We start from the raw sequence: 26,463 nt of genomic DNA on the forward strand, positions 1-26,463 counted from the left end.
ACGGTCAACGACGACCGGAAGGAACCTCCACACGATGGCGATCAGCGTCTTCGACCTGTTCAGTATCGGGATCGGCCCGTCGAGCTCCCACACCGTGGGACCGATGCGCGCGGCCCGCACCTTCGCACGCGGTCTCGCCGACGACGGCCTGCTGGCCGCGACGACGAGCGTCCAGGCCCAGCTCTTCGGCTCGCTCGGCGCCACCGGCCACGGGCACGGCAGTAACAAGGCCGTCCTGCTCGGCCTCGAGGGCGCCGACCCGGAGACCGTCGTCACGCACTCGGTCGACGCCCGCGTCGAGACGATCCGCGAACGCGGCCGGATCCTGCTGGCCGGCAGCCGCGAGATCGCGTTCGACGAGAACACCGACCTGCTCATGCACCGCCGCAAGGCGCTCCCGTACCACCCGAACGGGATGATCTTCGTCGCCCGCGACGCGGACAACGCAGTACTGCGGGAACGCACCTACTACTCGGTCGGCGGCGGCTTCGTCGTCGACGAGACTGCTGCCGCGGGTGATCGGATCGTTCCGGACACGACCCCGTTGAAGTACCCGTTCACCACCGGCGCGGAGCTGCTCGACCGGTGCCGCGAGTCGCAGCTGTCGATCAGCGAGGTGATGCTCGCGAACGAGCTCGCCTGGCGGACCGAGGACGAGGTCCGCGACGGGCTGCTGCACATCTGGCAGGTGATGCAGGACTGCGTCCGCGAGGGCTGCGAGACCGAGGGCATCCTGCCCGGCGGCCTCAAGGTGCCGCGGCGGGCCCACGCCCTGCACAAGAAGCTCAGCCAGGACCCGTGGTCGGTCGATCCGCTCAAGGTGATGGACTGGGTGAACCTGTTCGCGCTCGCGGTCAACGAGCAGAACGCGTCCGGCGGCCGGATCGTCACCGCCCCGACGAACGGTGCCGCCGGCATCATTCCCGCCGTACTGCACTACTACCGGCGCTTCGTGCCGGGGGCGACCGAGGACGGCGTGGTCCGGTTCCTGCTGGCCGCCGGGGCGATCGGCGTGCTCTACAAGGAGAACGCGTCGATCTCCGGCGCCGAGGTGGGCTGCCAGGGCGAGGTCGGGTCGGCCTGCTCGATGGCCGCCGCCGGGCTGTGCGAGGTGTCCGGCGGTACGCCGGAACAGGTGGAGAACGCCGCCGAGATCGCGATGGAGCACAACCTCGGCCTGACCTGCGACCCGGTCGGCGGCCTGGTGCAGATCCCGTGCATCGAACGGAACGCGATGGCGTCGGTGAAGGCGATCAACGCGACCCGGATGGCGATGCACGGCGACGGCGTCCACGTGGTCACCCTCGACAAGGTCATCAAGACCATGCGGGAGACCGGCGCCGACATGAAGATCAAGTACAAGGAGACGTCCCGCGGCGGCCTCGCCGTCAACGTCATCGAATGCTAGTAACAGCAGTACCAGGCTGACATGCGTGCCGCCCGTAATACTGGGGAGCATGGGTGAGCTCGGGCGGACGTTGCACGCGTGGCGTGATCGGGTGACGCCTTCGGAGGTCGGGCTTCCCGCCGGCGGGAAGCGGCGGGCGCCCGGGCTGCGGCGCGAGGAGCTGGCGCACCTCGCCGGGCTGTCGGTCGACTACATCGTCCGGCTGGAGCAAGGGCGGTCGGACTCGCCGTCGGTCCAGGTACTGACCGCACTGGCCCGCGCGCTGCGGTTGTCCGATGCCGAGCGCAACCATCTGTTCGTGCTCGCGGGCGAGGTCGAGCCGTCGTCCGGGCGACTGCCCGCGCACATCCCGCCGGGCGTGCAGCGGATCGTCGACCAGTTGGAGGGCGCGCCGCTGTGCGTCACCGACGCCGCCTGGACGATGATCGCCTGGAACCCGATGTTCGCCGCGCTGATCGGCGACCCCTCGCCGTTGCAGGGGCGGTGGCGGAACATCGTCTACCGGCATTTCGTCGAGCCTGGCGACCGCGTCGTCATGACGCCGGAGCAGCAACAGAACTTCCGGAACGCGATGGTCACCGACCTGCGCGCGTCCCTCGCCCGGTACCCGCGCGACGCGGACCTCAGGGCGCTGATCGAGGAGCTTCGCGCCGGGTACGACGACTTCGCGCAACGGTGGGACCAGCCGGTCGTCGGCTTCCACCAGTCCGAGCGGAAGACGATCCGGCACCCGGAGGTCGGCACCTTCGACATCGACTGCGACATCCTCGCGGTCCCGGGCAGCGACCTGCGCATGGTCGTCTACACCGCCGCCCCGAACACCGAAGCCGCGGAGAAACTCCGCCTGCTGTCGGTGATCGGCCTGCAGGCACTCACCTGAGCAGTTCGGCAACCGCCGCAGGATCCTCGACCTGAGCGTTGTGCCCGAGTCCGGGCAGCGCCACGACTTGGTGGTGCAGGGCATGCAACTCGGCGTCGGTATTCATCGGATCCCGCTCGCCGCGCGCGAGCATCACATCGGCCTGACTCGCCGCGATCACCGCGGGCATGTCAGGTGCGCCGACGCCGAAGGTCCCGGGATCCATGGCCAGACGCCAGCGCCCGTCCTGCTCGAGCACGCCGTGGTCCACGACGGCGGCGGCAGGATCCACAAGTCCCTGGAGGCCGGAAACCTTGAGGAATCTCGCGGCTGCCTCGTCACGGGTGCCGAACCAGGCGACCGGTTTCTGGGCGAGCGCGTTCGCTCGCCCCAGGTCGTCCGCGGTCCAGCTCACCTTCACTCCGAGCGCGACGGCCCGGCTCACGGTGACGTCGTACCGTCCGCTCGCCAACTCGAGGGCGATCACACCGCCCAGCGAGTGACCGAGCACGACGAGGTCGCGACGTACCGGAAGCTCGGCCGCGACTGCCTCGGCCATGGCAGCGAAGGTGTACGTCGAGAGCGGGGCAGCCGAGCCGTGGCCCGGGAGGTCCGGAGCGTAGTTGGCGTGCGGCCAGGTGTCCCACACGCGGGCGTTGGCTCCGAGACCGTGCAGCAGCACCAGATTCGCCATGAGAGCAGGTTGGCAGAGGACCGCGGACGCTGCTGGACAGGTCGGCGCGTTGTCAGCTAACGCACTGCATTCCTACGGTCGCGTAAGTGGTACAGAATTCCCGGAACATTTCTGTTTGGCGTGGAATTTGTTCCAAGGGGTGTTTGAAACGACTCAGCAACCGATACTCTGCGGGACTTGTGAATCCGATGTCTGCCACGGCTTCCCGCCGCCCGCCCTGGCAGAACCCGCGGCGTCGCCGCCAGGCTGCCGCCGGCGCCGGCATCCTGTTGTTCGGCTACCTCGTGCTGATCTTGATCGCCCTGTTCGGCGGCCCGCGGATCGGCGCCGGGTTCCTGCCACTGCCCGGTGGCGGGCCGAAGCCGGCCGCCCCGGTCGCCGGCCCGCAGCCCGGCGAGCCGACACAGAACGTCGCCGTACTCCCGCCCAACACCATCACCCCGACGCCGTCGGCGGCGACCCCCGGCGCCACAACCAGCCCGTTCGCAACGCCGTTGCCGACAGCAACCAAGCCTGATGAGCCTCAGTTCCCGGTGGGTGGCACCAGTACGCCGTACCCGACGCTCGTCCCCGGGACGCCGACGCCGCAGATCGTCGAGACCACCGAACCCACGGTCCCGCCCGCAACCAAGCGACCCCCGCCCGTGCTGCCCACAAACCCGACCACCGCGCCAACAAGCCGCCCCACAACCACCCCAACCGCGCCCCCCACCACCACCCCGAGCACCCCGCCGACAACCCCCAACGACCCGGACCACCGCGGAGGCCTAGGCGGCATCCTCGGCCACCTCCTGGACAAGCTGGGCCTCTAGTAGGCCTCGACTTCGGTGGTGGCGGCGTTGCCGCCTGGGCGGGGTTGCAGGTCGATCTGCCAGGCCTGGTTCTTGCCGAAGGTCTGGTCGAACTTCTTGAACGAGCAGTCCGACCGGAACTTGCGGTGGTCGGCGTCCCAGTCCGTGCCGCTCTTGAAGTAGAGGCGGTAGGCGCCGCCGATCCGGTTGACGGTCGCGGACTGGGTCGCCCGGAGATACAGCATCACCTGTGGAGTACCCGGTGGCTTGCCGTCGCTGACGATCGAGATCGCGACGTCCTTCGTCGTACCGTTGGTGATCTTGAGCCGTCCCATCCCCTCGAGATCACGCCGTACCAGGACCTCGCCGTTGTCGGGTCGCGCCTGCTCCGGCGCAGGCCCGGGATCGGGCAGCGTCCGGGCGAACGTCAGCTTGATCCGCTGCAGCTGCACGAGCGCCGTGCTGAGGTCGGCACGCAACTGCCGCTGCACCTTCTGCGAGGTGTACGCCGTACCACCGCAGCGCGCGTCCTCCTCGGTCTTCTCCGCCGAGCTCGTCAGCCGCGTCGCCGCCACCCCGATGCGCTCCTGCAGCAGCGTGTGTACGCCGGTCAGCCGGGACGTCACCGTCAGCGCGGACAGGCGGATCGCGATCGTGTTGAGCGCCTCCGCGAGCGTGCTCACCGCCTCGCTCAGTCCCTCGGCCGTCCGGACCCGGGTCAGCGCCCGCCCCGGCCCGGCCAGCACCTGGTCGATCCGGGTCAGCTCGGCCTGATAGCCCGCCGTACTCAACGGTCCCGCAGCCGGCGCCGATGACGTGGGAGCCGGCACCGCAGTACTCGAAGAAGTCGCGACAGGACTCGGCGCAGGCTCCCCACCGCAACCCGCCACCAGACCGACCGCAGCGCAGAGCGCAACCCAGCGCCTCATCCCCACCCCCACGCCTCAGGTTCCCCAACCTGTGAGCTGTAAGGGTAGAGCATCAGTCCCGTGGTGCGGGACGGACGAACGGGAACGCCAGCGTGCTGCGGATGTTCTGGCCGGTGAGCATCATCATGACCCGGTCGACGCCGATGCCGAGGCCGCCGGTCGGAGGCATCGCGTACTCGAGCGCCGACAGGAAGTCCTCGTCCAGCGACATCGCCTCGGGGTCGCCGGCGGCGGCCTTCAGGGACTGTTCGGTCAGCCGGCGGCGCTGCTCGATCGGGTCGACGAGCTCGGAGTACGCCGTGCCGATCTCGGCCCCGAACGCGACCAGGTCCCAGCGCTCGGCGAGCCGTGGATTCGTGCGGTGGTTGCGGGTCAACGGGGACGTCTCGAGCGGGAAGTCGGTGTAGAACGTCGGCAGCATGGTCTTCGGCTCGACGAGCTCGTCGTACAGCTCGAGGACGAGTTCGCCGGCCGACATCTCGAACGTCGTGTGGACGCCGTGCTCCGCGCACAACGCCCGGAGCTGGTCCGCGGGCGTCTCCGAGTCGATCGCCGTACCGGCCGCCTGGCCGACCGCGTCGTGGACGGTGACGACCGGCCAGTCGCCCGAGATGTCGAGCTCCTCGCCGTCCCGGCGTACGACGGGCTTGCCGTAGACCGCGGTCGCGGCCTCGATCAGCAGCTCCCGGGTGAGTTCGCGCATCACGTGGTAGTCGGCGTACGGCTGGTAGGCCTCGACCGAGGTGAACTCCGGGTTGTGGGTCGCGTCGGCGCCCTCGTTGCGGAAGTTCCGGTTCAGCTCGAAGACCTTGCCCATCCCGCCGACGCTCAGCCGCTTCAGGAACAGCTCCGGTGCGATCCGCAGGAACAGCTCGGTGTCGTAGGCGTTGATGTGCGTGACGAACGGCCGCGCGTTCGCGCCGCCGTGCACCGCCTGCAGCATCGGCGTCTCGACCTCGATGAACCCACGGGTCTCGAAACCGTTGCGCAGGGCCCGTACTGCGGCACTGCGCTGCTGCATCATCCGCAGCGAGTCCGGGTTCATCACGAGGTCCAGGTGGCGCTGCCGGACGCGGGCCTCGGGGTCGGTGAAACCCTTCCGCTTGTCGGGCAGCGGGTGCAGGCACTTCGCCGCCATCACCCACGACGTCGCGGCGATCGACAGCTCACCCCGGCGGCTCGTGACGACCTCGCCGGTGACGCTGACATGGTCGCCGATGTCGACAAGCCGCTGCCACTGGTCCAGCGGTACGTCGCCGCAGGACTCGGCCGTCAGCATCACCTGCAGCTGCGTGAGCCCGTCCTGCAACTGAGCGAACGCGAGTCCGCCGTGGCTCCGCATCCTCAGCACCCGGCCGGTCACGGACGCCGTGTGCCCGGTGTGGTGGTCCGGCGGAAGGTTCGGGTACTGCTCCCGGACCCGTTCCAGCGGCACCGTCCGCGGCACCTCGACCGGATACGGGTCGATGCCTGCGGCAACAAGTTCGGCGAGTTTGGTACGCCGGATCTGCTCCTGCTCGGTGAGCTTGCGCGTCGGCAACGCCGGCCGCAGCAACTCCACTTCCTGCTCGTGTACGGCGGTTGCGAACGCGCGCCCGTCCGCGGCCATGATCGCGTGCCGCTCCGCCGCCTCGACACTGTCGACGCGGGTCCACGGCCGGGGTGCCGGCAGGAAGCCTTCCGCGGTACCGGCTGCCAGCACCACCTGCGCGAGCGACGCGCCCCGCGAGTAGCACATCAACCGCGGCGACCAGCGCGGCAAGTACTTCTCGTTCGACTGGTACAGACTCTCCAGCTGCCAGAACCGTGATCCCGCGGTCAGCAACGCGTTCGTGAGCCGCAGTACCGGTCCCGCGCCGACCCGCTCGGCGTCGCTGAAGATCTCCCGGAACATCGCGAAGTTCAGCGAGATCCGGTGTACGCCGAGATCGCGGGAGGCGTCGATCAGCGAGGTCACCATGAACTCCATCAACCCGTTCACGGACTCGGGATCGCGCCGCATCAGGTCCAGCGACACCCCCCGGACACCCCACGGGGCGAACGACAGCAGCCCGCGGACGACGCCGTCGGCGTCCCGCGCGATCACCATCACGCAGCGCGCGTCGGCCGGATCGCCGAGCCGTCCGAGCGCCATCGAGAACCCGCGCTCGGTCCGCGCCCCACGCCACTTCTCGGCAAGGTGGACGTACTGCGCCAACGTCTCCGGTGAAAGGTCTCCGTGCCGCACGACCTCCGCGTGGTACCCGGCCCGCTGGACCCGGGTCACGGCCTGGCGCACCGGTCGCATCGTGCGGCCTTCGAGGGTGAAGTCCGCGACGTCGATGATCGCCTCGTCACCCATCGACAGGGCGCGCAGACCGGCGTCGACGTACGCCCGCGCCGCCTCCTCGCTCGCCGACAGGACCGCCGGCGACCAGCCGTACCGGCGGGCTTCGGCGAGCCAGCGCTGGATCGCGGCGGGCCAGGCGACCGGGTCGCCGAGCGGGTCGCCACTGGCCAGGCTGACGCCGTTCACCACCCGGTACGCGATCGCGGCGTCGTTGCCCGGTGCGAACACGACCGCCTTGTCCCGGCGGGTGGCGAAGTACCCCAGCGAGTCCCGCTCGCCGTGCAGCAGAAGCAGCCGCCGTACCTCGAGCTCCTCGGGCTGGGTGAGGTACCGGACGCGCTGCACCGAGCGGAGGAAGATCCAGAACGCCAGCACCAGCGAGGCCGCCGAGATCGCGCCGACGGTCAGGCCGACCCAGCCGTGGCCCTCGTGACCGCCCATCTTGCTGCGCGACTGGCCGAGCGCGGCGATCACGGCCCAGCCGATCTTCTGCCGCTGGCCGCTGAGCGTGCGCGGGAAGATCTGGGTCAGCGTGATGCTGACCGCGATCGAGATCAGCATGCCGAACACCAGCGTGCCGATCGCAAGCCGTCGGCTACCGGGTGCGAGCCGGGCCGGGAAGGCGCCGCGGATCGTCCACAACAGCGCGACGATCGCGGCGACCACGACGGCCTGGACGATGCCCCACTCGAGGTCCTGCACGCTGGCCGGGCCGAAGTCGCGGAGCAGGTCCGCGTCCGTCGGGTTCGCCAGTCGGACGCTGGTGAAGGCGATCCCGGCGACCTGCGCGAGGAGCCAGAGCGCCTCGAAGACCCACAGCACCCAGAGCAGCGCCGCTCGCTTACCGCGCAGCAACGCGCTGCCGACCACCGCGAGGTAGACGGCGGAGAAGATCGTGTGCCCGGCCGGGATGCCGACGAAGTCGAACGCGAAGTCGACGTGCTTGACCAGCTTCGGCGCGCCCACGTGCAACGGGATGGCGATGAACGACCACACCGACGCGAGCACGACGACGCGGCCCACCCAGACCGCGGCCCGGTGCTGCCACGCCGGGATCATTGCTGCTTGTTCCGACGGCACCAGCCGATCATCCCACTAGTTCGCTGCGACTTCGGTCGACCTAGCACTACCTCGACAGTACAGCTGACGCCACAGTCAAGACTTTGGTTGACATGCCACGGTGTTGTGTATGGCCGCCGTCCCTTACCGCCTCATCCGCAACCTGATGCTCGCCGCAGGGGTGCTCTACTGCAGCCTGCTGCTCGAGGCAGCGGCCGGCTTTCCACTGGACGTCCACAGTTCGTTCCTGAGTGAGCTGGGGGCGCGGGACCAGTCCACGAGTCTCTACGCGCGCGGGATGGACCTGGCCACGGGCGTGTTGCTGCTGGTCGCCGTACTCCTGGCCAGACCCGCCGCGCGGAGGCAGCGGGAGCTGACCGGTCTGCTGATCAGTACGGCGGTGTTCGGCCTCGGCACGTTGTTCGACTCGTTCTTGCCGATGGACTGCGCACCGTCGGCCAGTGCGACCTGCCGAGCGGCAGAGGCGAACGGCCAGGTCGGGGTGGCGCTGGTGCTCCATGAGGTGACCTCGACCCTCGCAGGTCTCGGCAGCATCGCCATGGGCGTCTTCGCGGTTCTCGTACTGCGCAAGAGCGGCTGGGGTGGTCCGTGGGGCAAGGCAGTCGCCGTACTCGCCGGAGCGGTCGCAGTAACGCAGACGTGGCTCGGTCTCCAGACCGGGAGCGACGTCCTCACCGGCAACGAACTGGATGCTCCAGGCATCCTGCAGCGCGTCTCGGTCGCACTTGTCTGCTTAATGCTGGGGACAGTGTTACCAGGTCTGAGGCACGCTGTATCTCGATGACGGTGACGTGGATCCTGGTGCCTGGGCTGGCTGAGACTCCGGAGGAGTTCGGCCGGCTTGTCGAGTTGCTCCCGGACGAGGATGTTCGCCTCATCGATCCGTGGCGTACGCCGATCACGTCGGACGTGGACGCGTTGCGGGCGGCGGTCGGCGTACGGCCCGATGTGGAGATCGGACTGATCGGGCACTCGATCGGTGGACTGGCTGCACTGCGCTGGGCACTGACACGGCCGCACGAGGTGACCCGGTTGGTGCTGGTCGACACCAGCCTCACGTCCGAGACGGGCCTGCGTGCGTTCTATCCCGGGAAGCGCGGCGACCGAGTGGTTCGCGCGGTGGCGCGGTTCCTCGGGCGGGTCGGCGTACCGCAGCTGTTGGGGCCTGCAGTACGACGGTTGATCGTGCGGCTCGGCAGCACGTCGAACCACGACCTGTTGTCGAAAGCAACGGCCAAGGCGCGGTACGGCGGGGACAGGTCGTGGCTGCTGTTCTGGGACGAGCTAGCGGGCAGCTGGGAGCTGGCCGCAGAGGTGGCCAAGCTGGTCGCCGGTCCGGTCGGTGCAATCGCTCCGACGTCTCTCCTGGTCGCGACCGGCGGTACGTCGCGCTTCACCGCCAGCGGCTGGCTGGCCGGCCAGCAACGCCTGGCCGACACCTTGGGCGGAACAGTCGAGGTCCTGTCCGACTCCGCTCACCTGGTCCATCTCGACCGCCCCGACGCCATCGCCGCGGCAGTCCGCCGATAACCCCTTCTACTCACCGGCCGGAGTGCTTTACGCTCATTCTACTGAAACAGTCGTGGCAGTAATTTTCTGTAGTGGATGTGCACAATGAGTCAGGAGGTCGCAGATGATCGTCATCACCTGCTCGGTGTGCGACCGACGCATGCTGCTGCCGATGAGCATGGTGACGGGCCTGGACCGCCGCGTCGATCTGGCGGGACAGGTGCTCTACGAGCTCACTTACACGTGCTGGTGTGGTGCGCCCGGTGCGAAGGTCGTGAAGGGACCTGTGGTGGCTAGGTAGTGCTCGTCATCGCCGGGGTCGGCAGCTTGCGTTGCCAGACCTCGTCGAGGGCCATGCGCATCGCACCGGTGACCACGGCGTCCTCGGCCAAGGCGGAGAGCTCCAGCTTCGGGTGGTTGAGCGTCAGCAGGCGCAGCTGGTCCGAGATGGCGTCCAGCAGTACGGCGCCGGCGCGGGCGACACCGCCTCCGATCACCACCGCAGTGGGGTCCAGCACGAGCACAGACGGCGCCAACGCGCGCGCGAACGTCCGGGCGACCTGCTGTACGACGGCCTGCGCGACTGGGTCACGCTCTGCCGCAGCGGCGAACACGTCCGCGGTGTCCAGTTGCTCTCCACCCAGCTCGGCCAGCCGCGACTGCGGGTTGTCCAGTGCGGCCTGACGACCCAGCGCCGCGATCGCCTCCGAGCCGACCGCACGCTCCAGGGGGCCGCGGCTGTCCTCCGGGTTGATGACGTCGTCCGTGTCGGTGGCGATGAATCCGATCTCACCGGCCGCGCCGGTGCCACGGTGCAACCGGCCGTCGATGACGATGCCCGCACCGAGCCGCTCACCCCACTGCACCGCCAGCAACGTGCCGGTCCCGCCGCGCGCGGCGGCGATCGCCAGCGCGGCCAGGTTGGCGTCGTTGTCCAGCATGACCGGGCAGTCGAGCAGACCGCGGACGTGCTTGATCAGGTCGATCGCCGACCAGCCCGGCACACTCGGGACCAGCTGGACCCGGCCGGTGTGCTCGTCGACGATACCCGGGCTCGCGGCGACCACGGCCGCGATGTCCTCGGCAGGTACCTCGGCCTCGGAAAGAGCCTCGTTGATGACCTCACCGATGACGCCGAGCAGCTCCTGCGCGGTCCATCCGGGTCCGGAGCGCCGTACCAGCGACAGCTTGCGGCCGGCCAGGTCCGAGACGCCGACGGTGACCCGGTGCGGGCCGACGTCGAGGCCGAGCACAGGTGCGGCGCGGCCGCGCAGCGAGACGCGGATGGCCGGGCGACCGAGCGAGCGGTCCGCGGAGTCGGGGCCGTGTTGCTGCAGCCAGCCGGCGTCGAGCAGCTCGTCGACGGCCTGGGCGACGGTCGGCCTGGCCAGGCCGGTGCGCTCGACCAGTTCGGCGACGCGCAACGGTGCGGGCGCGGAGCGGCGTACCGCGTCCAGGACCGCGGCTACGTTGATCCGCCGCAGCATCGTCGTACCGCCGCCGCCGACCGTTCCCTTGCTCATGTCCGACCCCTTGCCTGCCACTCGCACAGTATAGATAGCGAGCGTTCGTAAATACTGTCCATTGACCGACCGAACTGGCGGATATCGGTGCGTGAGTCGACAACCTAGTCCTGAAGCACGGTCCGGGCGAAACTGCTCAGTGCCTCCCGATCCGGTTGTTGCGTCTTGGACATCAGGCTGGCGACGTGCTTCTCGACGGTGCGCGGCGAGATGTGCAGCCGGGAGGCGATCGACTTGTTCCCGATCCGGTCCACCAGCAGCTGGCACACCTCGTACTCACGGGTGGTGATGCCCAGCTGTCTCAGGTACGCCGGAACCTGCTCGGAGCCGATCCGCCGCTGTGACACTGTCGCACCGAGTTGCCGCATCAGGCTGCGACACGCACTCGCGACTGCTGGAATGTCGGCATTGTGGAAGTAGTCCTCGGCCTGCCGCAGCCAGGCGACCGGTTCACCCCACCCGTCCGCGTGAGCGGGCTCAGCGACGAGCCGTAGCCCGAGATTACGCGCCAGCGGGTACAGCGACGCGGTATCCATCGCCTCCACCACCTTGGCGTTGGCCGCTTCCACCTGACCGTCCCGTCCGAGCAGTACGGCGTGCGCGAGCTGGACGAACTGGTTGTTCCAGCGCATGCCGCTCGCGGCCGTCGCGGTGACCACCTCGAAGTGCGCCCACCCATTCCGTCCGGACAGTACGCCGAGCAGCAGCCCCAGACCGTTCTTGCCCGTCAGGTGCAGTGTGGTCGGGTTCTGAGCGTCGTACGCGAGCGCCTGCGCGAGCTCGGAGTCGGCCAGCTCGCGGTTCTCCTCCAGGAGCGCGCAGAACGTCCTGGCCAGCCCGTAGGAGTACGGCAGCTCGTACGACGCCCGCTCGCCGCCCCAGTTCGCGACCTCGGTCAGGGTCGCCTCCATGGCGGCCCGGCGTCCCTGGTGGGCCTCCAGGATCGCCTTGATCACCAGGAAGTAGGTCGCGGCCCGGCCCATCCGCAGCCGCCGAGTGACCTCGAGACACTCGGCGATGATCTCGGCGGCCCGCTCGTACTCGGACCGCAGGATCGCCTGCTGGCCGAGGATGCCGTCCACCTCGTACATCAACGGGATGGCGCCGATCCGCAGCGCCTGCTGCCGGGCCCGCTCGAGCTCGACGATGCTGCCGTTCGCGAGCACGATGGTGCCTGCCTGGAAGAAGTGTGAGCCGACCCGCTGGTACGTCATCCCGTGGTCCTCGGCGAGCTGCCGGGCCCGATGGAAGTAGTCGATCGACAGGTCGAGGTCGTGCTCGCGGGCCAGGATCCCCAGCAGTTGCAGGGCTTCGCAGGCCACCTCGGGCAGGTCCGCGCGTTCGGCCGCGGCGGCCGCGCGGGTGGCCAGCTCGGTCGCGGCCTTGAGCCGGCCGGGACTCGTGCGGGCCAGCTCGAGGTTCGCCGCGATCGCGTCGACCGGGGCGAGGTCGGCGTCACTGGCATCGCTGCCGAGCAGGGACCGGGCGGTCGCGACATGGGCCAGCGCGGCCGACCAGCGGCCGGCCATCATCTCGGCGTTCGCGAGCTGGACGTGCAGCGCCGCCACCTTGCGGCTGTCGAGGTTGCGGTCCGCCAGCTCGTCGACGGTCGCGGCATGCGCGGCGATGTGCTCGAAGCGGCCGGTCGCGCTCAGTGCGAGCAACAGCGAACCGAGGACGTCGGCCCGGTGTCCGATGTCGGGATCGGCGCTGAGCAGGGTGTTCGCGCGCTCGAGCAGATTGGCGGCCGACCCGGTCGAGCCGTCGTCGAACGACCGGCGCCCGGCCAGTGCGAACAGCCGCCCGGCGCGAATGCTGTCGCCACCGGTTTCGGCGAGCTCGGCGACCATCGGGCACCACTCGCCCGGCAGACCGGGATGCAGTTCCTCGACGGCGTCCGCGCAGCGACTGGCCAAGGCCGATCGTTCGGTCGGCGTCAGGCCGGCCAGCAGCGATTCGGCGGTCAGCGGATGCCGGAACGCGTACCAGTCCGGGGCCGGCTCGTCCGGACCGACCAGCTGAGCGGCGAGGCCGGCCCGCAGCGTTGCCAGCAGCAAACGTTCGTCCGTCCCCGTCGCCTCGCGTACGACGCTCAGCGGGAACCGGTGCCCGATCACCGCCGCCAGCACGAGGATGTCCCGTGACTGCGGCCCGAGCTGCGCCGTACGGCTGCTGATGCTGCGCACCACCGCGGGCGGGACGCTCGTCTGCAGGTTGTCGACCACCTGCACGCTGCCGTCCGGCCCGGACACCAGCTGCCCGCTGCGGTTCGCCTCCTGCAGCAGTTCCTCAACGATGAAAGGGATTCCGGCGCTGTCGCTCCACAACTGATCCGCCAGTTGTTCGGGCACGCCGCTGACCGAAACCTCCAGACAGCCCGCGGCGAGCTCCGCCACTTCGCCGCGGTCCAGTGGGTGGAGTTCGATCAGTTCGGCCGCACCGCGCTGTGCCGACAACTGTGCCAGTTCGTACGCCGCGCAGGTCTCGGACCGCATCGTCGCGACCAGCGCGATCGGTTGCTCGTCCAGGTTGTCGAGCAGATACTCGATCACGGCCAGCGTCTCCGGGTCGGAGCCATGCAGGTCCTCGAGCACCAGCAGACAACCTCGGTCCCGGCCCACCAGGGTGAGCAGCCGCAGCACTGCCTCTCCGAGCACGACCGGTGACGCGGCGGTGTCGTGCGCGGTGCCGTCGTCCCAGTCCGGCACCAGCCGGCCAAGAACCTGCCGGTACGGGCCGAGGCTCTCCGTCGTGGGCATCTCGCCGCGCCGGATCAACGAAAGCAGCGCCTCGGTGAACGGGCGGAACGCGACCATCGTCCCGATCGCGCCGACGCGTCCGCGCAGCATCGTCATACCGGCGTCGAGGGCCTGCGTGGTGGCGGTCGCGGCCAGGCGGCTCTTACCGATGCCGGGCTCACCGACCAGGAAGATCGCTCCGCCGTGACCGTCGCGGGCTCCGGCCAGCAGGCGGTGAAGGGTATCGATCTCCCGGTCTCTGCCGACCACCGTAGGCGAACGGGTCTGCATGATTGCCAACTGTAACGACTGATGGTTGTCACCGCAGGCAGTTCGACCGGTGGCCGGCCACTCCCGGACGGGGCGGCCGGCCACTGCGTCGAACGCTTGCTGGTGTCGTCCAGCAGGTCGTCCGGCCTAGGTCGTCCCGAACGGGAGGCCGTCGGGGACCACGACGGCGGCCGCCGCGGCGCTCAGGCCGACGATTCCGACCAGGGCCATCGCCCGGGCGCCGACCTTGTGCCGCGTCGGCAACGTGATCGGGCCGAGCGGGTCGGTGCGGTCCGGCGCCGCGGACGGCTCGTCGGCCGGATGGTGGTGCTGAACATCGTGGTGCTGGGCGGTCATGCTGTTCCCCTTGTCACACTGTGGGCTCTGGTGCTGTGCCACACCGCGGCCCGGCGGTTGGTTCGAGCAGCAGCACGGACGGAACCCTCTCGGGGAACGCAAGTCGGAGCAGTCCGTAACCGATTCCTGCCAGACCGGTCAGCAGGCCTGGAGACGGTATGGCACGGGGTGTCCCGCATTGCGGTCCGTACTGCTGTACTGCCGCGAGCACCAACCCGGCACGACGTCGCCGTGCCGCCTCTGCAGTTGGGTACTCACGTGCGGCGAGCCACACGAGTGACTCCACCGCGCCGAGCTCGCCGTGGCACAGACTCAGGTCGGCGAGCACCGGTCGTTGTGTTGCGGCCCTCAGGTAGGCGTCGAGGTCCGCGGGTACTCCGGTCGCGGCCCGCGCCAGAGCGGTTCCCGCGTCACCAGAGCACCAGCCAGGTCCACCCGGACCGCTGTGGCGATCCAGGTCGGCCGCTGTGCGAGCTGCGTCCAGGTACCGGTCGCCGGGTACGCCGTACTGGCCGAGCGACCACGCGATTCCCTGGAAGCCGCGAGCGAAGCCGTGGTCCGCTGCTACTCGGCCACGGAGTCCGCTCTCGACGGTTGTCACCAGGTGATTCGCGTAGCGCTCGGCCAGTCGGCCGGCGGCCGGAAAGCCTTGCACTGCTTGCATCGCGGCCAGCCCACCCGCCGCGCCTTCGGCGTACGACGGGAATTCGGTGGGATCGGTTTCGAGCCGTTCGCTGAGCTCCAGCGCCGCGGCCAGCCAGTTGGCGAGGTCGGGGTCGCCGAGGAGCGCGGACAGCCGGTTGAGCCCGTAGCTGATGCCCCCGAGGCCGTGGAAGCCCGGGCCGACCAGAGCTGCGGACTCCGGGTCGCAGGCCAGGGCCTCGAGCAGCTGGGGGAGCGGACGGATCGCGTCCCGGGCCAACTCGCAGTACTTGTCCGCTCCGGTCAGTACGCCGACCTGCGCGAGGAAGAGCGCCGTACCCGTGTAGCCGTTGGACAGGCCGGCGCCCATCTGACGGACAGCCCAGTGATGGTCGTCGATCAGTTCGAGGCCGAGCCAGTTGGCCGCACCGCCCGGGTCGCTGACCACCTGCGCCATGACCTCGTCGGCGATGTCCACGGCCGCGGCCAGTAGCTGGTCGGGGTCCGGTACGGTCGCTCCCACGTGTGCCCGGATGCCCGTGGTGGCGTGCGTGATCGGCTCCGGGCGGGTGGCGAGCGATGCGGAGATCAGCCACGTCTGGCGGTGCTCGTCGATGTCGCCGAGGCTCGCGACCTTCGCCTGGACCGCGGTCAGGCCATCGGTGGCGAGAACATCGGCAACCCGCGTGCCGTCGGAGGCCCACACGTCCCGGCTGTCCGGGCGAGCCGTGAACAGCGGTACGTCGCCCGCCCACAGGTCGGCCAGCTCGAAGGGGACGATCGCCTGCAGCGACTCGTCCGCGTCCCACAGCAGATCGAGCAGCTGACTCCGGCCGGCCGCGTCCCGCAGGGCGTCCGGATGGGTCGACTCGTCCAGCAGGCTCGTGTACAGGCTGGTGCTGCGGGGCACGAATCGCATCTGGTCAGCAGCACAGGCCGCCAGCAAGCCGTCCGGCCCCAAGAATTCGTCACGGTGCCAGGCGATCGCCTCATACGCGGCCTGGAACCCGGTGATCAGGGCGGTTTCGTGATCCCGCGGATCCATCAGCTGTCCGTCGAGCGTCGGACGGTTGGCGGCGCTCCGCCGCTGCCCAGGTCGCCGTACCAGGTGCATCGAGTCCAGACCGGCGTCGGCCCAGTCGACCACACTGGCGGGTGTCACCGAGCCCGCGTGCCCGCCGAGCCCGGACAGGTCCGAGACGCCGTGCTCACCCGGCACGAGCAGCGGCAGCAGCGCCGTGCGGAACACCGATCCGACGAGCGAACGGTGCGCCGGATCGAGGGTCAGCGCGGACACCGGCACCGGACTGGGGTGGAACAGCGTTTCGATGTCCACCAGTACGGGCTGGTCGCCCGCGGCGATCAGGTTCTCGAAGTGCATGTCCGTGCCGTCGAGCACGTAGAGCAACGCCAGCAAGGCGCCCTGCCGCTGGTAGAACCGCCGTACGCCGGCCGGGTCGGTACACGGCTCGTGGACGACGTACTCCTGCCAGCCGTAGCCGTCGCGGGGAAGCAGCCGGACCGTGCGGATGCCCAGCGTGGAGCGCGTGTTCAACCAGTCCACGAAGGTGTTGAAGTGCCCGTGCAGCTCGAGCGACCGCGGCTTGTAGACCACCCGCTGACCGTCCGCGAAGGTGAGGATCGCGGTGCAGCGTCCGCCGCGGTGCGGATCGCCGCTGGGCTCGATCGCGGTCACGGCACCGGGGTCCCGGCCGCCCAGTAGTCCGGTGACCAGTGACTCGCGGTCCTCAGCGAGTCGTGCCACCAGCTCGAGGTGTCCCTCGACGCCCTGTCGGCACGACTCGCTCAGGACCCGGGCCAGCACCGGGTAAGCGGCCAGGAACTCCGCCAGCTCGCTCCCTCCGACGAGCCGGCGGGTGAAGTCCAGGAAGCGTTCGGCCGGGGTGTCACCGGCCAGCTCGCCGCGGTCCCGGGCCCGGGCGAGCTCCAGGACCAGCGTCCGCGCGGCCAGCTTCACCAGCCGGAGGCCGAGCCGATGCAAGAACTCCTCGGCGACGGCTCCGGTGTGGCCGGCCGCGGCCAGGTCCTGGCGGGCCGAGTCCAGCAGGGGTGCCAGACAATGCATGAGCGCCTGCCGCCAGTCCGTGCCGGACCCATCCGCTGTCGCGGCCGCCCCACCTGAAGTGTGGCCGCCGGGAACACCGGTCCCTGCAGGGTCTCGACCGGCGGCAGGCGCGCTCGGTGGGAGGGAAGTACTGCGTTCCACGTACGCGGCCCAGGCCGGTGCGGACCGGGTGCGCGCGTGGGTCAGCTCGTGCGGCCGCAGGCCCGCGGACCACCAGATGTCTGGCTGGCCGGTGCGGATCGCGGAGTTGAGCACGCGCTCAGGCTGCCACCGCCCCCTGGGCCCGGGCATGGGTAGTCGGCCCCCATATTTTCGCTGTAATCAGCACCTCGACGGCCTGTGGTGGCAGCAGGCGGGTAGACCGGAACGATGCCTGCGCGGTACCTGCCGGAACAAGAGCCCCGAACACCCAAATTCACCCTGCGGAAACCCGCCGTGCGGATGGGGGCAGGCGGCGCGGAAGTTGGGGGCCGAACCCCCATGTGGATCGGGCCCGGCGCTGGGACCGTGGGCTGGTGCTCACTCCACCCGTTCCCGGTTTGACTGTCTCGGCTCACTCTGTGCTGGACGTCGTACCGCAGCTGCCCGGTCAGTCGGCTGCGGCCGCGCTCCGGGAGACGGCGGAGGTGGCACTGGCCGCTGATGACCTCGGGTACCGCCGGTTCTGGATAGGCGAGCAGCATGGTGTCCGAGGCGTCGGCGGTGCAGCGCCGGCGGTGCTGGCAGCCGTCCTGGCTGCACGAACCGACCGCATCCGGCTGGGAGCCGGCGGGCTCCTTCTGACCAACCATCAGCCGCTGGTGGTCGCTGAGCAGTTCGCAGCGCTCGCTGCGGCGTACCCGGGTCGGATCGACCTCGGTGTGGCCGAACAAAGCAGCGTTGCGTCCAGTACTGCGGCTGCACTTGCAGGCGGTGCGCGAGACACGTTTCCGCAGCGGCTGGACGAGCTGTGCGGCTTCCTGCGCGACGGAACGCCGGGACGGGCGCCGATCGGCGACGTACGGCTGTCGCTGGCCGGACAGCCGCCACCTGTGTTCGTGCTGGCCGATCGCCCGGCTGCTGCGATGACGGCCGCCGCACGTGGGCTGCCGGTCTTCCTCACGCATCACTGCGCGGCGGCAACGACACCTGCTGCGATGGCGGCGTACCGCGAGCACTTCGAGCCGACCGGGCCGCAGACGCGCCCGTACATCGCAGCCACGGTCGGAGTGGTGGCAGCGGACTCGGACGAGGAGGCGCTGGTCCGGTTCGCCGAATACGTCCGGGTGCAGACACGCCTGGCCGCTGCAGGACCGCGCGTGACGTCGGGCGAGCTGATGGCATTGCTGGAACCCCCGCTGACCGGACGCGAGCGCGGGCGAGCCGAACGGCTGCTGGACTATCCCGGACACATCGTCGGCTCCCGTACGACGGTGGCGGCTGCGCTGGGCCGGCTGGTCGCCGAGACCACCGCCGACGAGATCATGATCGTCCCGCTGGCCTTCGACGGGCTGATCCGCTCGTCCATCCTGCGCAACGTCGCGGCCGCGCTGACCAGGATCGTCCGCACGGTCCCGAGGTCCGCACCCCCGCTCATAGCCACGGCTTAATCTGGGTACTGCCCCCTAGTCGAGAGGCAGACTCATGTCACGAGAGCGCGAAATCGTCGAGGCGTGTCCGACCGAGTTGTTCATCGGCGGCAAGTGGGTGGCGGCCGGCAGCGGCAAGACCCTCGCCGTCGAGGACCCGGCCACCGGTACGACGCTCTGCGACGTGGCCGACGCAAGCCCGGCGGACGGCATGGCTGCGCTGGACGCCGCGGTCGCCGCACAGGCCGAGTGGGCCGCGACCGCACCGCGGGAACGTGGCGAGATCCTCCGCCGTACCTATGAGCTGATGACCGAGCGGGCCGACGACCTCGCGCTGCTGATGACGCTCGAGATGGGCAAGCCGGTCGCCGAGTCCAAGGGCGAGATCGCCTATGCGGCCGAGTTCTTCCGCTGGTTCGCCGAGGAAGCGGTCCGGATCGACGGCGGCTACCAGATCGCACCGAACGGTGCGAGCCGCTTCCTGGTGATGCGCCAGCCGGTCGGACCGTGCCTGCTGATCACACCGTGGAACTTCCCCGCGGCGATGGGCGCCCGCAAGATCGGCCCGGCGGTCGCGGCCGGCTGCACGATGGTGATCAAGCCGGCCTCGCAGACGCCGCTGTCGATGCTCAAGCTGGCCGAGCTGATGACCGAGGCCGGACTCCCGGCCGGCGTGCTCAACGTGGTCACCACACACGACTCGGGCGGCGTGATGGAGCCGCTGATCCGTGACGGCCGCGCCCGCAAGCTCTCCTTCACCGGCTCGACCCCGGTCGGCCGCAAGCTGCTCGAGCAGGCGTCGGAGCAGGTACTGCGGACCAGCATGGAGCTCGGCGGGAACGCGCCGCTGCTGGTGTTCGAGGACGCGGACCTGGACAAGGCCGTCGAAGGCACGATGCTGGCCAAGATGCGCAACGGTGGCGAGGCCTGTACGGCGGCCAACCGGATCTACGTGCAGTCGTCGGTGATGGCCGAGTTCGCGACCCGGCTGACCGAGCGGATGTCCGGGCTGAAGGTCGGCCGCGGCACCGAGGACGGTGTCGATGTCGGCCCGCTGATCGACGGGAAGCAGCGGGACAAGGTCGCCGACCTGGTCGCTGACGCGATCGCGCAGGGCGCCCGCGCGCTGACCGGCGGGGCGATTGCCGAGGGCAACGGGTACTTCTTCCAGCCGACGGTGCTGGCCGACGTACCGCAGAGTGCCCGGCTGCAGAAGGAGGAGATCTTCGGACCGGTCGCCCCGCTGACGGCGTTCGACACCGAGGACGAGGCCGTGCGGATGGCCAACGACACCGAGTTCGGCCTGGTGTCCTACCTGTTCACCAAGGACCTGAGCCGCGCGCTCCGGGTGTCCGAACGGCTCGAGGCCGGGATGATCGGCCTCAACCAGGGCATCGTCTCCAACCCCGCCGCACCGTTCGGCGGCGTGAAACAGTCCGGCCTCGGCCGCGAGGGCGGCAGCGTCGGCATCGAGGAATACCTGGAAGTCAAGTACGTCGCCGTCAACGTCGACTGACCAACCGAGTCACGGTGACCAGCTCGTAGCCGCGGGCGCGTAGCTCGCGCACGATCGGGCCGACCGCCTGTGCTGTGTACGGCGCATTGTCGCCGCCGTGCATGTGGAGTACGACGATCGACCCGTTCTGCACGTGGTCGAGGACTTGCTTGACGATCGGCTGCGCTGACTTGGCGAACCCATCCGCACCTGGCACATCTAGCCCGACTGCGGTGACACCGGCCGGTGCCAGCTTGTGCAGTGCGGTGGCGTCGTAGCACCCGCCGGGGAAGCGGAACCACCTGGTGGCGTGCGGATCCAGCTGGTCCAGTTGCACGACGGCCCGCCGTACATCGGCGAGCATCTCGCCGGGCGGCACTGTCCCGAGGGTGTAACAGTGCTTGGCGAAACCGCGGTGGTCGTAGGTGTGCGTCCCCAGCTCGAACAGCGGGTCGTTGGCGAGCTCCCGAACCACCTGCGGGTACTGCTCCATCCACATGCCCGTCAGGAACATGGTCGCCGGCACATGCATCGCTCCAAGCTCGTCGACCAGAGCCTTGTTGTAGTACGACTTGACCTTCCCGGAGACCAGCCGCTTCCGCATCAGCGCAGTGAGGTCAGCGTCGAATGTCAACGCGATCTGCTTCTTGTTCCGCGGCCCGTGATCCAGCACTGGCATCGGCTTCGTGTTGCTGGAGGCACCTGGTCTGACCTGTACAGGCACAAGGGTCGGCCGAACTGTACGCACCGGCGCGACCGGAGCGCGAGTCTGAGGTGTCTCAGTCACCACTCCGGCCGTCGGCTTCGTATCACCGCACCCAACAACGGTCAGCAGGAACAGCCCGACCGCAACCCGCTTCCCCCAGGTCACCCACTCACCCTAGGCCAGCAGGTCGTTGACCGACCGCAGGACGGGTACGGCGACCTGCTCGGGAGCGGATGCTCCGGTGACGTGGAAGGTGTGGCTCTCGCCTGCGGACAGGGTGATGAGGCACGAGTCCACGCGTGCCGCTGCGTCCAGCCGGTCCGGGAACAGCGCGAGGTCCTTCGCCAGTGCGGTCGCGGTGACGGTCACGTCGTACCCGCCCTCCGTCGGCGTGACCGTGGAGGTGTAGGCGTCGCCCGCGAGCTGCAGCTCGGTGTCCTCGACGAAGTACCAGTACGCCGTGACGCCGTCGGCGCCACGCACGTCCAGGTATTCGGCGCGCGGGTTCGACGCAATCGCAACCGACTCCGGAAGCTCGCTGACGATCGCCGAGCGGGCTGCGATCTCGATCGCGAACGTCTCCCGGGCCAGCACCTCATCGCCTGTCGTCGAACGCCGTGTGACGGTCACCTCGGTCGACCAGGTCGCGTCGGTGTCGTTGTGTGCGGCAACGACCAGCTGGCCCTCCCGCGGTTGAACGGTCAGCAACCTGTCGGCGTACACGCGCTTCAACGCGTACCACAACGGCTTCCGGATCCCGTGCCCGTCGACGGCCGCCCACGAGACCACCGGCCAGTTGTCGTTCAGCTGCCAGACGACCGCGCCGGTGTTCAACGGGAACAGGCTGCGGAAGTGCTCGATGCCGTAGGCAATCGCCCGGGCCTGGTTCAGCTGCGTCGTCCAGTGCCAGTCGTCGATGTCCTTCCAGATCGGCAGGTGATCGCCGAGCCCTCGCTCAAGCTTGAGGTTGCCCTCGAACGCCTTCTGGTGCACCAGCATCTGCGAACCGTACGGATCCAGCGGCGAGTCGTGCACGACCGACGTCAGCGTCGACCACGCCGGCGGCCCCTGGAACCCGAACTCCGACACGAACCGCGGCTTGTACTTGCGGTACGTCGTGTAGTCCACCTGGTTCCAGACGTCCCAGATGTGCATCGTCCCGTGCCGGTCGTCGTTCGGGTGGATGAACTGGTCGAACGAGTACGGGCTACCGGCCGAGTACGGCGTCCGCGGGTCGAGCTCCGCGACGATCTTCGGCAGCAGGTCGAGGTAGTAACCCGCGCCCCACGGCCGTCCGGCGAGCGGGACCCGCCAGCCCCACTCGACGTACCCCCAGATGTTCTCGTTGTTGCCGTTCCACACCGCGAGGCTGGCGTGCCGGCTCAGCCGGGTGACGGCCTCGCGGGCCTCGGCCTCGACCTCGCTCCAGAGCGGCTCCTCCTCGGAGTACGCCGCACACGCGAACAGGAAGTCCTGCCAGACCAGGATTCCCAGCTCGTCGCAGACGTCGTAGAAGTCCTCGCTCTCGTAGATCCCGCCGCCCCACACCCGCAGCAGGTTCATGCCGGCGTCGACCGCGTCCTCGATGCTCGTCCGGTACGTGTCGGCGTTCAGGCGGGTGACGAACGCGTCGTCGGGGATCCAGTTCGCGCCGCGGACGTAGATCGGCTTGCCGTTCACGGACAGCACGAACGGCGTACCGTCGTTGTCCGGGGCAACGTTCAGGCTGATGTCCCGGAAGCCGACCCGCCCGGTCCACGTGTCGTCGGCCAGCGTCACCGTCACGTCGTACAACGGTTGTTCGCCGTACCCGCGCGGCCACCAGAGATCCACCGCGGGGACCCTGTTGGTGACGACGACGGTGTCGGTGCCGGGCTTGACGCTCGCGGACTGCGTCGTACCGCCGACCTCCACGGTGACGGTGGCGTACTCGGCGGCGGTGTCGGTCCAGACCAGCGAGACAAAGGTGTTCAGAACGCCATCGGCGCCCGCCAGCGGGCGGACCGAGTCGATGCGTACGCCGGACCAGGACTCGATCCGGATCGGCCGCCAGATCCCTGCGGTCGCGACGTCCGGTCCCCAGTCCCAGCCGAAGTTCGAGGCCATCTTCCGCAGCTCGTTGTACGGGTGCAGGTTGGTGTGCGGCCAGCTGCCGACCTTCGCCCGCTCCGCCTCGGCCGCCGCCACCGGACCCTCGAACTCGATCACCAGCTCGTTGTCCCCGGCAACCAGTACGCCGGTGACGTCGAACCGGTACGAGCGGTGCTGGTTCGCGGTCCGGCCGAGCTCCTGGCCGTTCAGGGTGACCGTCGCAACCGTGTCCAGGCCCTCGGCCACCAGCTCCTGCCGCTCGTTGCCGTCGGCAACCCAGCTGAACGTGGTCCGGAAACTCCAGCGGGTGCGGCCGATCCAGTGCAGCGCCGACTCGTTGTCGCCGTCGAACGGGTCGGGGATCTCGCCGGCGGCGAGCAGGTCGGTGTGCACCTCGCCCGGCACGGTCGCGGCCACGGCTCGGCCGATCAGGCCGTCAGGGGCCGGACCTTCGACCGCTTGCACGGTCCAGGCAGCACCGCCGTCGGTGGTCAGGTCGAAGGTCTTGAGTGATGTCACAGTCGGACTCCAGGGATGAACCGGTTTAGTAGAACAGCACCGCTCCCCGCGACATCCGGGGAGCGGTGAACGTCAGGCGTCCAGGACGTACCGTCGCCACAGATCGGCGAGGGCACGATGTCCGGCGGCGGACGGGTGTACGCCGTCGCCGGCCAGCGCCGCCGGCCCGACGGATATTGCTTGCTTGGTCAGCTCGACGTCGGTGGGAACCAGGATGGCGCCGTACTCGACGGCCAGTTTCCGGACCACGTCGAGCTTCGGGTCCAGGTCCTCGCGCCACTCCTCCTGCCCGTCCTTCACCGGCAGCAGGAACGGCTCCATCAGGACCACGGGACACGACAGCGGGTCGAGCAGTGACCGGTACGACGCCTCGAAGTCCTCAGGTGTCGTCGGGTCGTCCTCGTCGTACCGCCGCCAGGTGTCGTTGATCCCGATCAGGATCGACACCAGCGACGGGTTGTGCGCCAGTACGTCGTCGGCCCACCGGGCGGCCAGATCGACCGCCCGGTTGCCGCTGATGCCGGCGTTGACGATCGCGGGCCGGCGATCGCGGAGTTCGCCGGACAGGTCGTCGTACAGGTTGCGGACATAGCCGTCGCCGAGCCCGTCGGGGTCGGTACGGCGGCCGCAGTCGGTCACCGAGTCCCCGGCGAACACGACGGTCCGCCGGGGATCGAGGAGGATGTTGGTCATAGCGTTGCTGCGGTGACGTCCCAGTCGTCGGGCAGGATCGGCGCGACCTCGACGGTGCTGTTCACGTCCACGAACGTGCCGGTGTCGATCGAGTCGGTGATGGAGGCCATCACGTCGACGATGTGGAACGCCAGCGCCCCGGTCGCCCGGTGCGGCCGGTCGGCCCGGATGGCGCGCGCCATCTCGAGGACGCCGGTACCGCGCTGCGCGACCGCCTTGGTCTCCGCGATGGTCTCCCAGTCGTCGGCACCGCGACGACGGATCTTGATCTCACCGTCGAACCCGTTCGGATCCGGCACGGCCAGCGTCGCCTCCGACCCGGTGATCTCGACGAACCCGGCCCGCGGCAGCGGCGAGTCGAAGCTGAAGATGCTCTGCGACGACTGACCCGACTCGAACCTCGCGATCGCGCTGACGTGCGTCGGCACGGTCACGTCGAAGTCGGTCCCCGCCAGCGGACCGGAGCCGATGGTGCGCTTGTCCCGCGACTTCGAGCCCAGCCCCGCGACCGCGGCCACCGGACCGAACAGCTGGACCAGCGTGGTCAGGTAGTACGGGCCGATGTCCCACAACGGACCCGCGCCTTCCTGGAACAAAAACGCCGGATTCGGATGCCACGACTCCGGGCCGGGCGACTGCATCAGGGTGAGCGCGGTCAACGGCGTACCGATGTCACCGCGCTCGATGATCCGCCGCGACTCCTGCAGACCCGGCCCCAGGATCGTGTCCGGAGCACAACCCAACCTCACGCCCGCGTCCTGTGCCGTCGCCAGCAGCTTCAGACCGCTGTCCTGGTCCAGCGAGAACGGCTTCTCGCTCCACACATGCTTACCGGCCGCCACCGCAGCAAGCGCCACCTCGACGTGCGCGACCGGGATCGTCAGGTTGACCACGATCTCGACGTCCGGGTTACTCAGCACCGCCTCGGGACCCCCGTGGGTCTCGATACCGTACTGCTCGGCCTTCTCCTTGGCAGCCTCCGGCCGCAGATCACCGATCGCGACGACCTTCAGATCCGGAAAGCTCTGCATACTCTTGATGTAAGCGTCCGAGATCACCCCGGCGCCGACAACACCCACACCGACGGCGCTCATTCAGGTGCACCCTCTCCGGTGAGGAACGCGTAGCTGCCCGCGACCGCGTCGAGGATCTCGCCGGAGAAGTCGTCCAGCTCGACCACGCGGAGCGCCTGCGGCGCCGCGGCCAGGATGTCCCGGACCGCGATGACTCCGTCGCCGACCGCGACCTGCGCCTTGTTGTCCAGGGTGCCGTCGCCGTCCTTGACGTGGATCGCGGTGACCCGGTCGCCGAACTTCTTCAGCAGCGCCGGTACGTCGGCGCCGCCGACGGCGGCCCAGTACGTGTCCACCTCGAGGATCACGTCGTCGGACAGGTTGTCCACCAGGATCTCCAGCCCGTGCGCACCCCCGATCTTCGACTCCAGCTCGAACTGGTGGTTGTGGTAGCCGACCGTGATGCCGTGGTCGGCGGCCTCGACGGCGGCCTTGTTCAGCCCGTCCGCGATGACCTTGATCTCCTCGGCCGACTGCCAGCGCGCCGGGTCGGTGTGCGGGTCGATGACCGTGGTGATGCCGAGCCGCTTCGCGGCCGCGTAGATCGGGGCGCTGTCCTCGCGGAGCAGGCCGGCGTGCGTTGTCGGGGCCGAGAGTCCGTGCTTGGGCAGCGCCTCGGCCAGACGATCCGCGTAGGCGGTCACACCGAAGGGCTCGACCTTGGTGTAGCCGATCTCCGCGATCCGGGCCAGGGTGCCGTCGAAGTCCTCTTCGAGCTTGCCCCGGACCGTGTAGAGCTGGAGGGACAGGTGGTCCTTTGCGACCATGGTTTCTCCTTGTCGGCGGCGCCTCTACCCGCTGCCCTGGGGTCGACGCCGATTGATAAGCCGAACCGGTTAAGTAACGAAGGAAACCGTATCCCACCCCGACCCGTCCACACCACCCTCCGCCCAACGACTGGGCGGTCACCTGATGCTCCCCCACCGACCACACAGCCGGGGATATCCCCTCGTCTTGGGGGTTATCCGGTGGTGTACGAGGGGAGAACCCAGAACGGGAGGGGATTATCCGGGTCTCCTGTCTGATGTGTGGGTCAGGTGCGGCCTGGGAGGGGTGGTCGGTAGCCGCCGAGGGTGAGCATGGTCAAGGCGATGAGGGCTTGT

At 69.3% G+C, this 26,463-nt stretch carries 20 protein-coding genes; 8 read left to right on the plus strand and 12 right to left on the minus strand.

Translation table 11 applies throughout. The features are described 5' to 3' along the window. Window positions 1–34 precede the first annotated feature (34 nt). Together EV647_RS39700 and EV647_RS39705 are read left to right on the plus strand one after the other, a co-directional pair. Window positions 35–1,408, plus strand: a complete 1,374-nt coding sequence (locus tag EV647_RS39700) for an L-serine ammonia-lyase (RefSeq protein WP_134012427.1) — start codon at window positions 35–37, stop codon at window positions 1,406–1,408. A gap of 49 nt (window positions 1,409–1,457) precedes the next feature. Then, complete coding sequence (locus tag EV647_RS39705) at window positions 1,458–2,288, plus strand: helix-turn-helix transcriptional regulator (protein WP_134012429.1); 831 nt, start codon at window positions 1,458–1,460, stop codon at window positions 2,286–2,288. On the opposite strand, the gene EV647_RS39710 is transcribed toward EV647_RS39705, so the two are convergent. Beyond that, window positions 2,281–2,961 carry an alpha/beta fold hydrolase gene (locus tag EV647_RS39710; RefSeq protein ID WP_134012431.1) on the minus strand — a complete coding sequence of 227 codons (681 nt, stop codon included), beginning with the start codon at window positions 2,959–2,961 and terminating at the stop codon, window positions 2,281–2,283. The genes EV647_RS39705 and EV647_RS39710 overlap by 8 nt on opposite strands. 188 nt (window positions 2,962–3,149) lie before the next feature. Between EV647_RS39710 and EV647_RS39715 the strand changes: the two genes are divergently transcribed. Next, complete coding sequence (locus EV647_RS39715; protein WP_134012433.1) at window positions 3,150–3,773, plus strand: hypothetical protein; 624 nt, start codon at window positions 3,150–3,152, stop codon at window positions 3,771–3,773. Here the strand turns inward: EV647_RS39715 and EV647_RS39720 are convergent. Next, window positions 3,770–4,582: a hypothetical protein gene (locus tag EV647_RS39720; RefSeq protein ID WP_134012435.1), complete on the minus strand. Its 813-nt coding sequence runs from the start codon at window positions 4,580–4,582 to the stop codon at window positions 3,770–3,772. The two genes, EV647_RS39715 and EV647_RS39720, sit on opposite strands and share 4 nt — an antisense overlap. 151 nt (window positions 4,583–4,733) lie before the next feature. Continuing rightward, window positions 4,734–8,090, minus strand: coding sequence for a bifunctional lysylphosphatidylglycerol synthetase/lysine--tRNA ligase LysX (lysX, locus tag EV647_RS39725; RefSeq protein WP_134012437.1), 3,357 nt, complete (start codon window positions 8,088–8,090; stop codon window positions 4,734–4,736). 109 nt (window positions 8,091–8,199) lie between these two features. On the opposite strand from lysX, the gene EV647_RS39730 reads away from it, so the two are divergent. The 3 genes from EV647_RS39730 (at window position 8,200) to EV647_RS42365 (ending at window position 9,900) form a co-directional block, all read left to right on the plus strand. Continuing rightward, a complete protein-coding gene (locus EV647_RS39730) occupies window positions 8,200–8,874 on the plus strand; it encodes a DUF998 domain-containing protein (RefSeq protein WP_134012439.1) in 675 nt (224 codons plus the stop codon). Further along, a complete protein-coding gene (locus tag EV647_RS39735) occupies window positions 8,871–9,620 on the plus strand; it encodes an alpha/beta fold hydrolase (RefSeq protein ID WP_134012441.1) in 750 nt (249 codons plus the stop codon). The genes EV647_RS39730 and EV647_RS39735 overlap by 4 nt, the downstream gene beginning before the upstream one ends. A 103-nt stretch (window positions 9,621–9,723) precedes the next feature. Beyond that, window positions 9,724–9,900 (plus strand): hypothetical protein, encoded by a 177-nt coding sequence (locus tag EV647_RS42365; protein ID WP_166680062.1) that lies wholly within the window; start codon window positions 9,724–9,726, stop codon window positions 9,898–9,900. Here EV647_RS42365 and EV647_RS39740 read toward each other — a convergent pair. From EV647_RS39740 to EV647_RS39755, 4 genes are all read right to left on the minus strand, one after another. After that, a complete protein-coding gene (locus tag EV647_RS39740) occupies window positions 9,893–11,122 on the minus strand; it encodes an ROK family transcriptional regulator (RefSeq protein ID WP_238175675.1) in 1,230 nt (409 codons plus the stop codon). The genes EV647_RS42365 and EV647_RS39740 overlap by 8 nt on opposite strands. A 104-nt stretch (window positions 11,123–11,226) precedes the next feature. Continuing rightward, window positions 11,227–14,151, minus strand: coding sequence for an AAA family ATPase (locus EV647_RS39745; protein WP_134012445.1), 2,925 nt, complete (start codon window positions 14,149–14,151; stop codon window positions 11,227–11,229). A 126-nt stretch (window positions 14,152–14,277) separates the two neighbouring features. Then, the gene (locus EV647_RS39750; protein WP_134012446.1) at window positions 14,278–14,487 is read right to left on the minus strand and encodes a hypothetical protein; all 210 of its coding nucleotides are present in this window, start codon (window positions 14,485–14,487) and stop codon (window positions 14,278–14,280) included. 13 nt (window positions 14,488–14,500) lie between these two features. Beyond that, the gene (locus EV647_RS39755) at window positions 14,501–17,470 is read right to left on the minus strand and encodes a type 2 lanthipeptide synthetase LanM family protein (protein ID WP_134012448.1); all 2,970 of its coding nucleotides are present in this window, start codon (window positions 17,468–17,470) and stop codon (window positions 14,501–14,503) included. A gap of 305 nt (window positions 17,471–17,775) precedes the next feature. Between EV647_RS39755 and EV647_RS39760 the strand changes: the two genes are divergently transcribed. Both EV647_RS39760 and EV647_RS39765 read left to right on the plus strand, forming a co-directional pair. Beyond that, window positions 17,776–18,804 carry an MsnO8 family LLM class oxidoreductase gene (locus EV647_RS39760; protein WP_238177624.1) on the plus strand — a complete coding sequence of 343 codons (1,029 nt, stop codon included), beginning with the start codon at window positions 17,776–17,778 and terminating at the stop codon, window positions 18,802–18,804. A 34-nt stretch (window positions 18,805–18,838) separates the two neighbouring features. Continuing rightward, window positions 18,839–20,299: an NAD-dependent succinate-semialdehyde dehydrogenase gene (locus EV647_RS39765; RefSeq protein WP_134012451.1), complete on the plus strand. Its 1,461-nt coding sequence runs from the start codon at window positions 18,839–18,841 to the stop codon at window positions 20,297–20,299. On the opposite strand, the gene EV647_RS39770 is transcribed toward EV647_RS39765, so the two are convergent. The 5 genes from EV647_RS39770 to EV647_RS39790 form a co-directional block, all read right to left on the minus strand. Next, window positions 20,286–20,957: a polysaccharide deacetylase family protein gene (locus tag EV647_RS39770; protein ID WP_134012453.1), complete on the minus strand. Its 672-nt coding sequence runs from the start codon at window positions 20,955–20,957 to the stop codon at window positions 20,286–20,288. The two genes, EV647_RS39765 and EV647_RS39770, sit on opposite strands and share 14 nt — an antisense overlap. Window positions 20,958–21,158: 201 nt before the next feature. Continuing rightward, window positions 21,159–23,594, minus strand: coding sequence for a glycoside hydrolase family 2 protein (locus tag EV647_RS39775; RefSeq protein WP_134012455.1), 2,436 nt, complete (start codon window positions 23,592–23,594; stop codon window positions 21,159–21,161). A 72-nt stretch (window positions 23,595–23,666) separates the two neighbouring features. Then, a complete protein-coding gene (locus EV647_RS39780; protein WP_134012457.1) occupies window positions 23,667–24,287 on the minus strand; it encodes an SGNH/GDSL hydrolase family protein in 621 nt (206 codons plus the stop codon). Continuing rightward, on the minus strand, window positions 24,284–25,381 hold the full coding sequence (locus EV647_RS39785) for a Gfo/Idh/MocA family protein (RefSeq protein ID WP_134012459.1): 1,098 nt from the start codon (window positions 25,379–25,381) through the stop codon (window positions 24,284–24,286). Before EV647_RS39785 ends, EV647_RS39780 begins: the two co-directional genes overlap by 4 nt. After that, window positions 25,378–26,127, minus strand: a complete 750-nt coding sequence (locus EV647_RS39790; RefSeq protein WP_134012461.1) for a sugar phosphate isomerase/epimerase — start codon at window positions 26,125–26,127, stop codon at window positions 25,378–25,380. The genes EV647_RS39785 and EV647_RS39790 overlap by 4 nt, the downstream gene beginning before the upstream one ends. Window positions 26,128–26,463 lie beyond the last annotated feature (336 nt).

Origin of the sequence: Kribbella sp. VKM Ac-2566 (assembly GCF_004366005.1) — a bacterium.
Lineage (GTDB): Bacteria > Actinomycetota > Actinomycetes > Propionibacteriales > Kribbellaceae > Kribbella > Kribbella pratensis.

Excerpts from the sequence above, each read along its gene's own strand:
- EV647_RS39700 (WP_134012427.1), top strand. The coding sequence starts at position 35 with ATGGCGATCAGCGTCTTCGACCTGTTCAGTATCGGGATCGGCCCGTCG.
- EV647_RS39705 (WP_134012429.1), top strand. The coding sequence starts at position 1,458 with ATGGGTGAGCTCGGGCGGACGTTGCACGCGTGGCGTGATCGGGTGACG.
- EV647_RS39710 (WP_134012431.1), bottom strand. The coding sequence starts at position 2,961 with ATGGCGAATCTGGTGCTGCTGCACGGTCTCGGAGCCAACGCCCGCGTG.
- EV647_RS39715 (WP_134012433.1), top strand. The coding sequence starts at position 3,150 with ATGTCTGCCACGGCTTCCCGCCGCCCGCCCTGGCAGAACCCGCGGCGT.
- EV647_RS39730 (WP_134012439.1), top strand. The coding sequence starts at position 8,200 with ATGGCCGCCGTCCCTTACCGCCTCATCCGCAACCTGATGCTCGCCGCA.
- EV647_RS39735 (WP_134012441.1), top strand. The coding sequence starts at position 8,871 with ATGACGGTGACGTGGATCCTGGTGCCTGGGCTGGCTGAGACTCCGGAG.
- EV647_RS42365 (WP_166680062.1), top strand. The coding sequence starts at position 9,724 with ATGATCGTCATCACCTGCTCGGTGTGCGACCGACGCATGCTGCTGCCG.
- EV647_RS39740 (WP_238175675.1), bottom strand. The coding sequence starts at position 11,122 with ATGAGCAAGGGAACGGTCGGCGGCGGCGGTACGACGATGCTGCGGCGG.
- EV647_RS39745 (WP_134012445.1), bottom strand. The coding sequence starts at position 14,151 with ATGCAGACCCGTTCGCCTACGGTGGTCGGCAGAGACCGGGAGATCGAT.
- EV647_RS39750 (WP_134012446.1), bottom strand. The coding sequence starts at position 14,487 with ATGACCGCCCAGCACCACGATGTTCAGCACCACCATCCGGCCGACGAG.
- EV647_RS39765 (WP_134012451.1), top strand. The coding sequence starts at position 18,839 with ATGTCACGAGAGCGCGAAATCGTCGAGGCGTGTCCGACCGAGTTGTTC.
- EV647_RS39770 (WP_134012453.1), bottom strand. The coding sequence starts at position 20,957 with ATGCCAGTGCTGGATCACGGGCCGCGGAACAAGAAGCAGATCGCGTTG.
- EV647_RS39780 (WP_134012457.1), bottom strand. The coding sequence starts at position 24,287 with ATGACCAACATCCTCCTCGATCCCCGGCGGACCGTCGTGTTCGCCGGG.
- EV647_RS39785 (WP_134012459.1), bottom strand. The coding sequence starts at position 25,381 with ATGAGCGCCGTCGGTGTGGGTGTTGTCGGCGCCGGGGTGATCTCGGAC.
- EV647_RS39790 (WP_134012461.1), bottom strand. The coding sequence starts at position 26,127 with ATGGTCGCAAAGGACCACCTGTCCCTCCAGCTCTACACGGTCCGGGGC.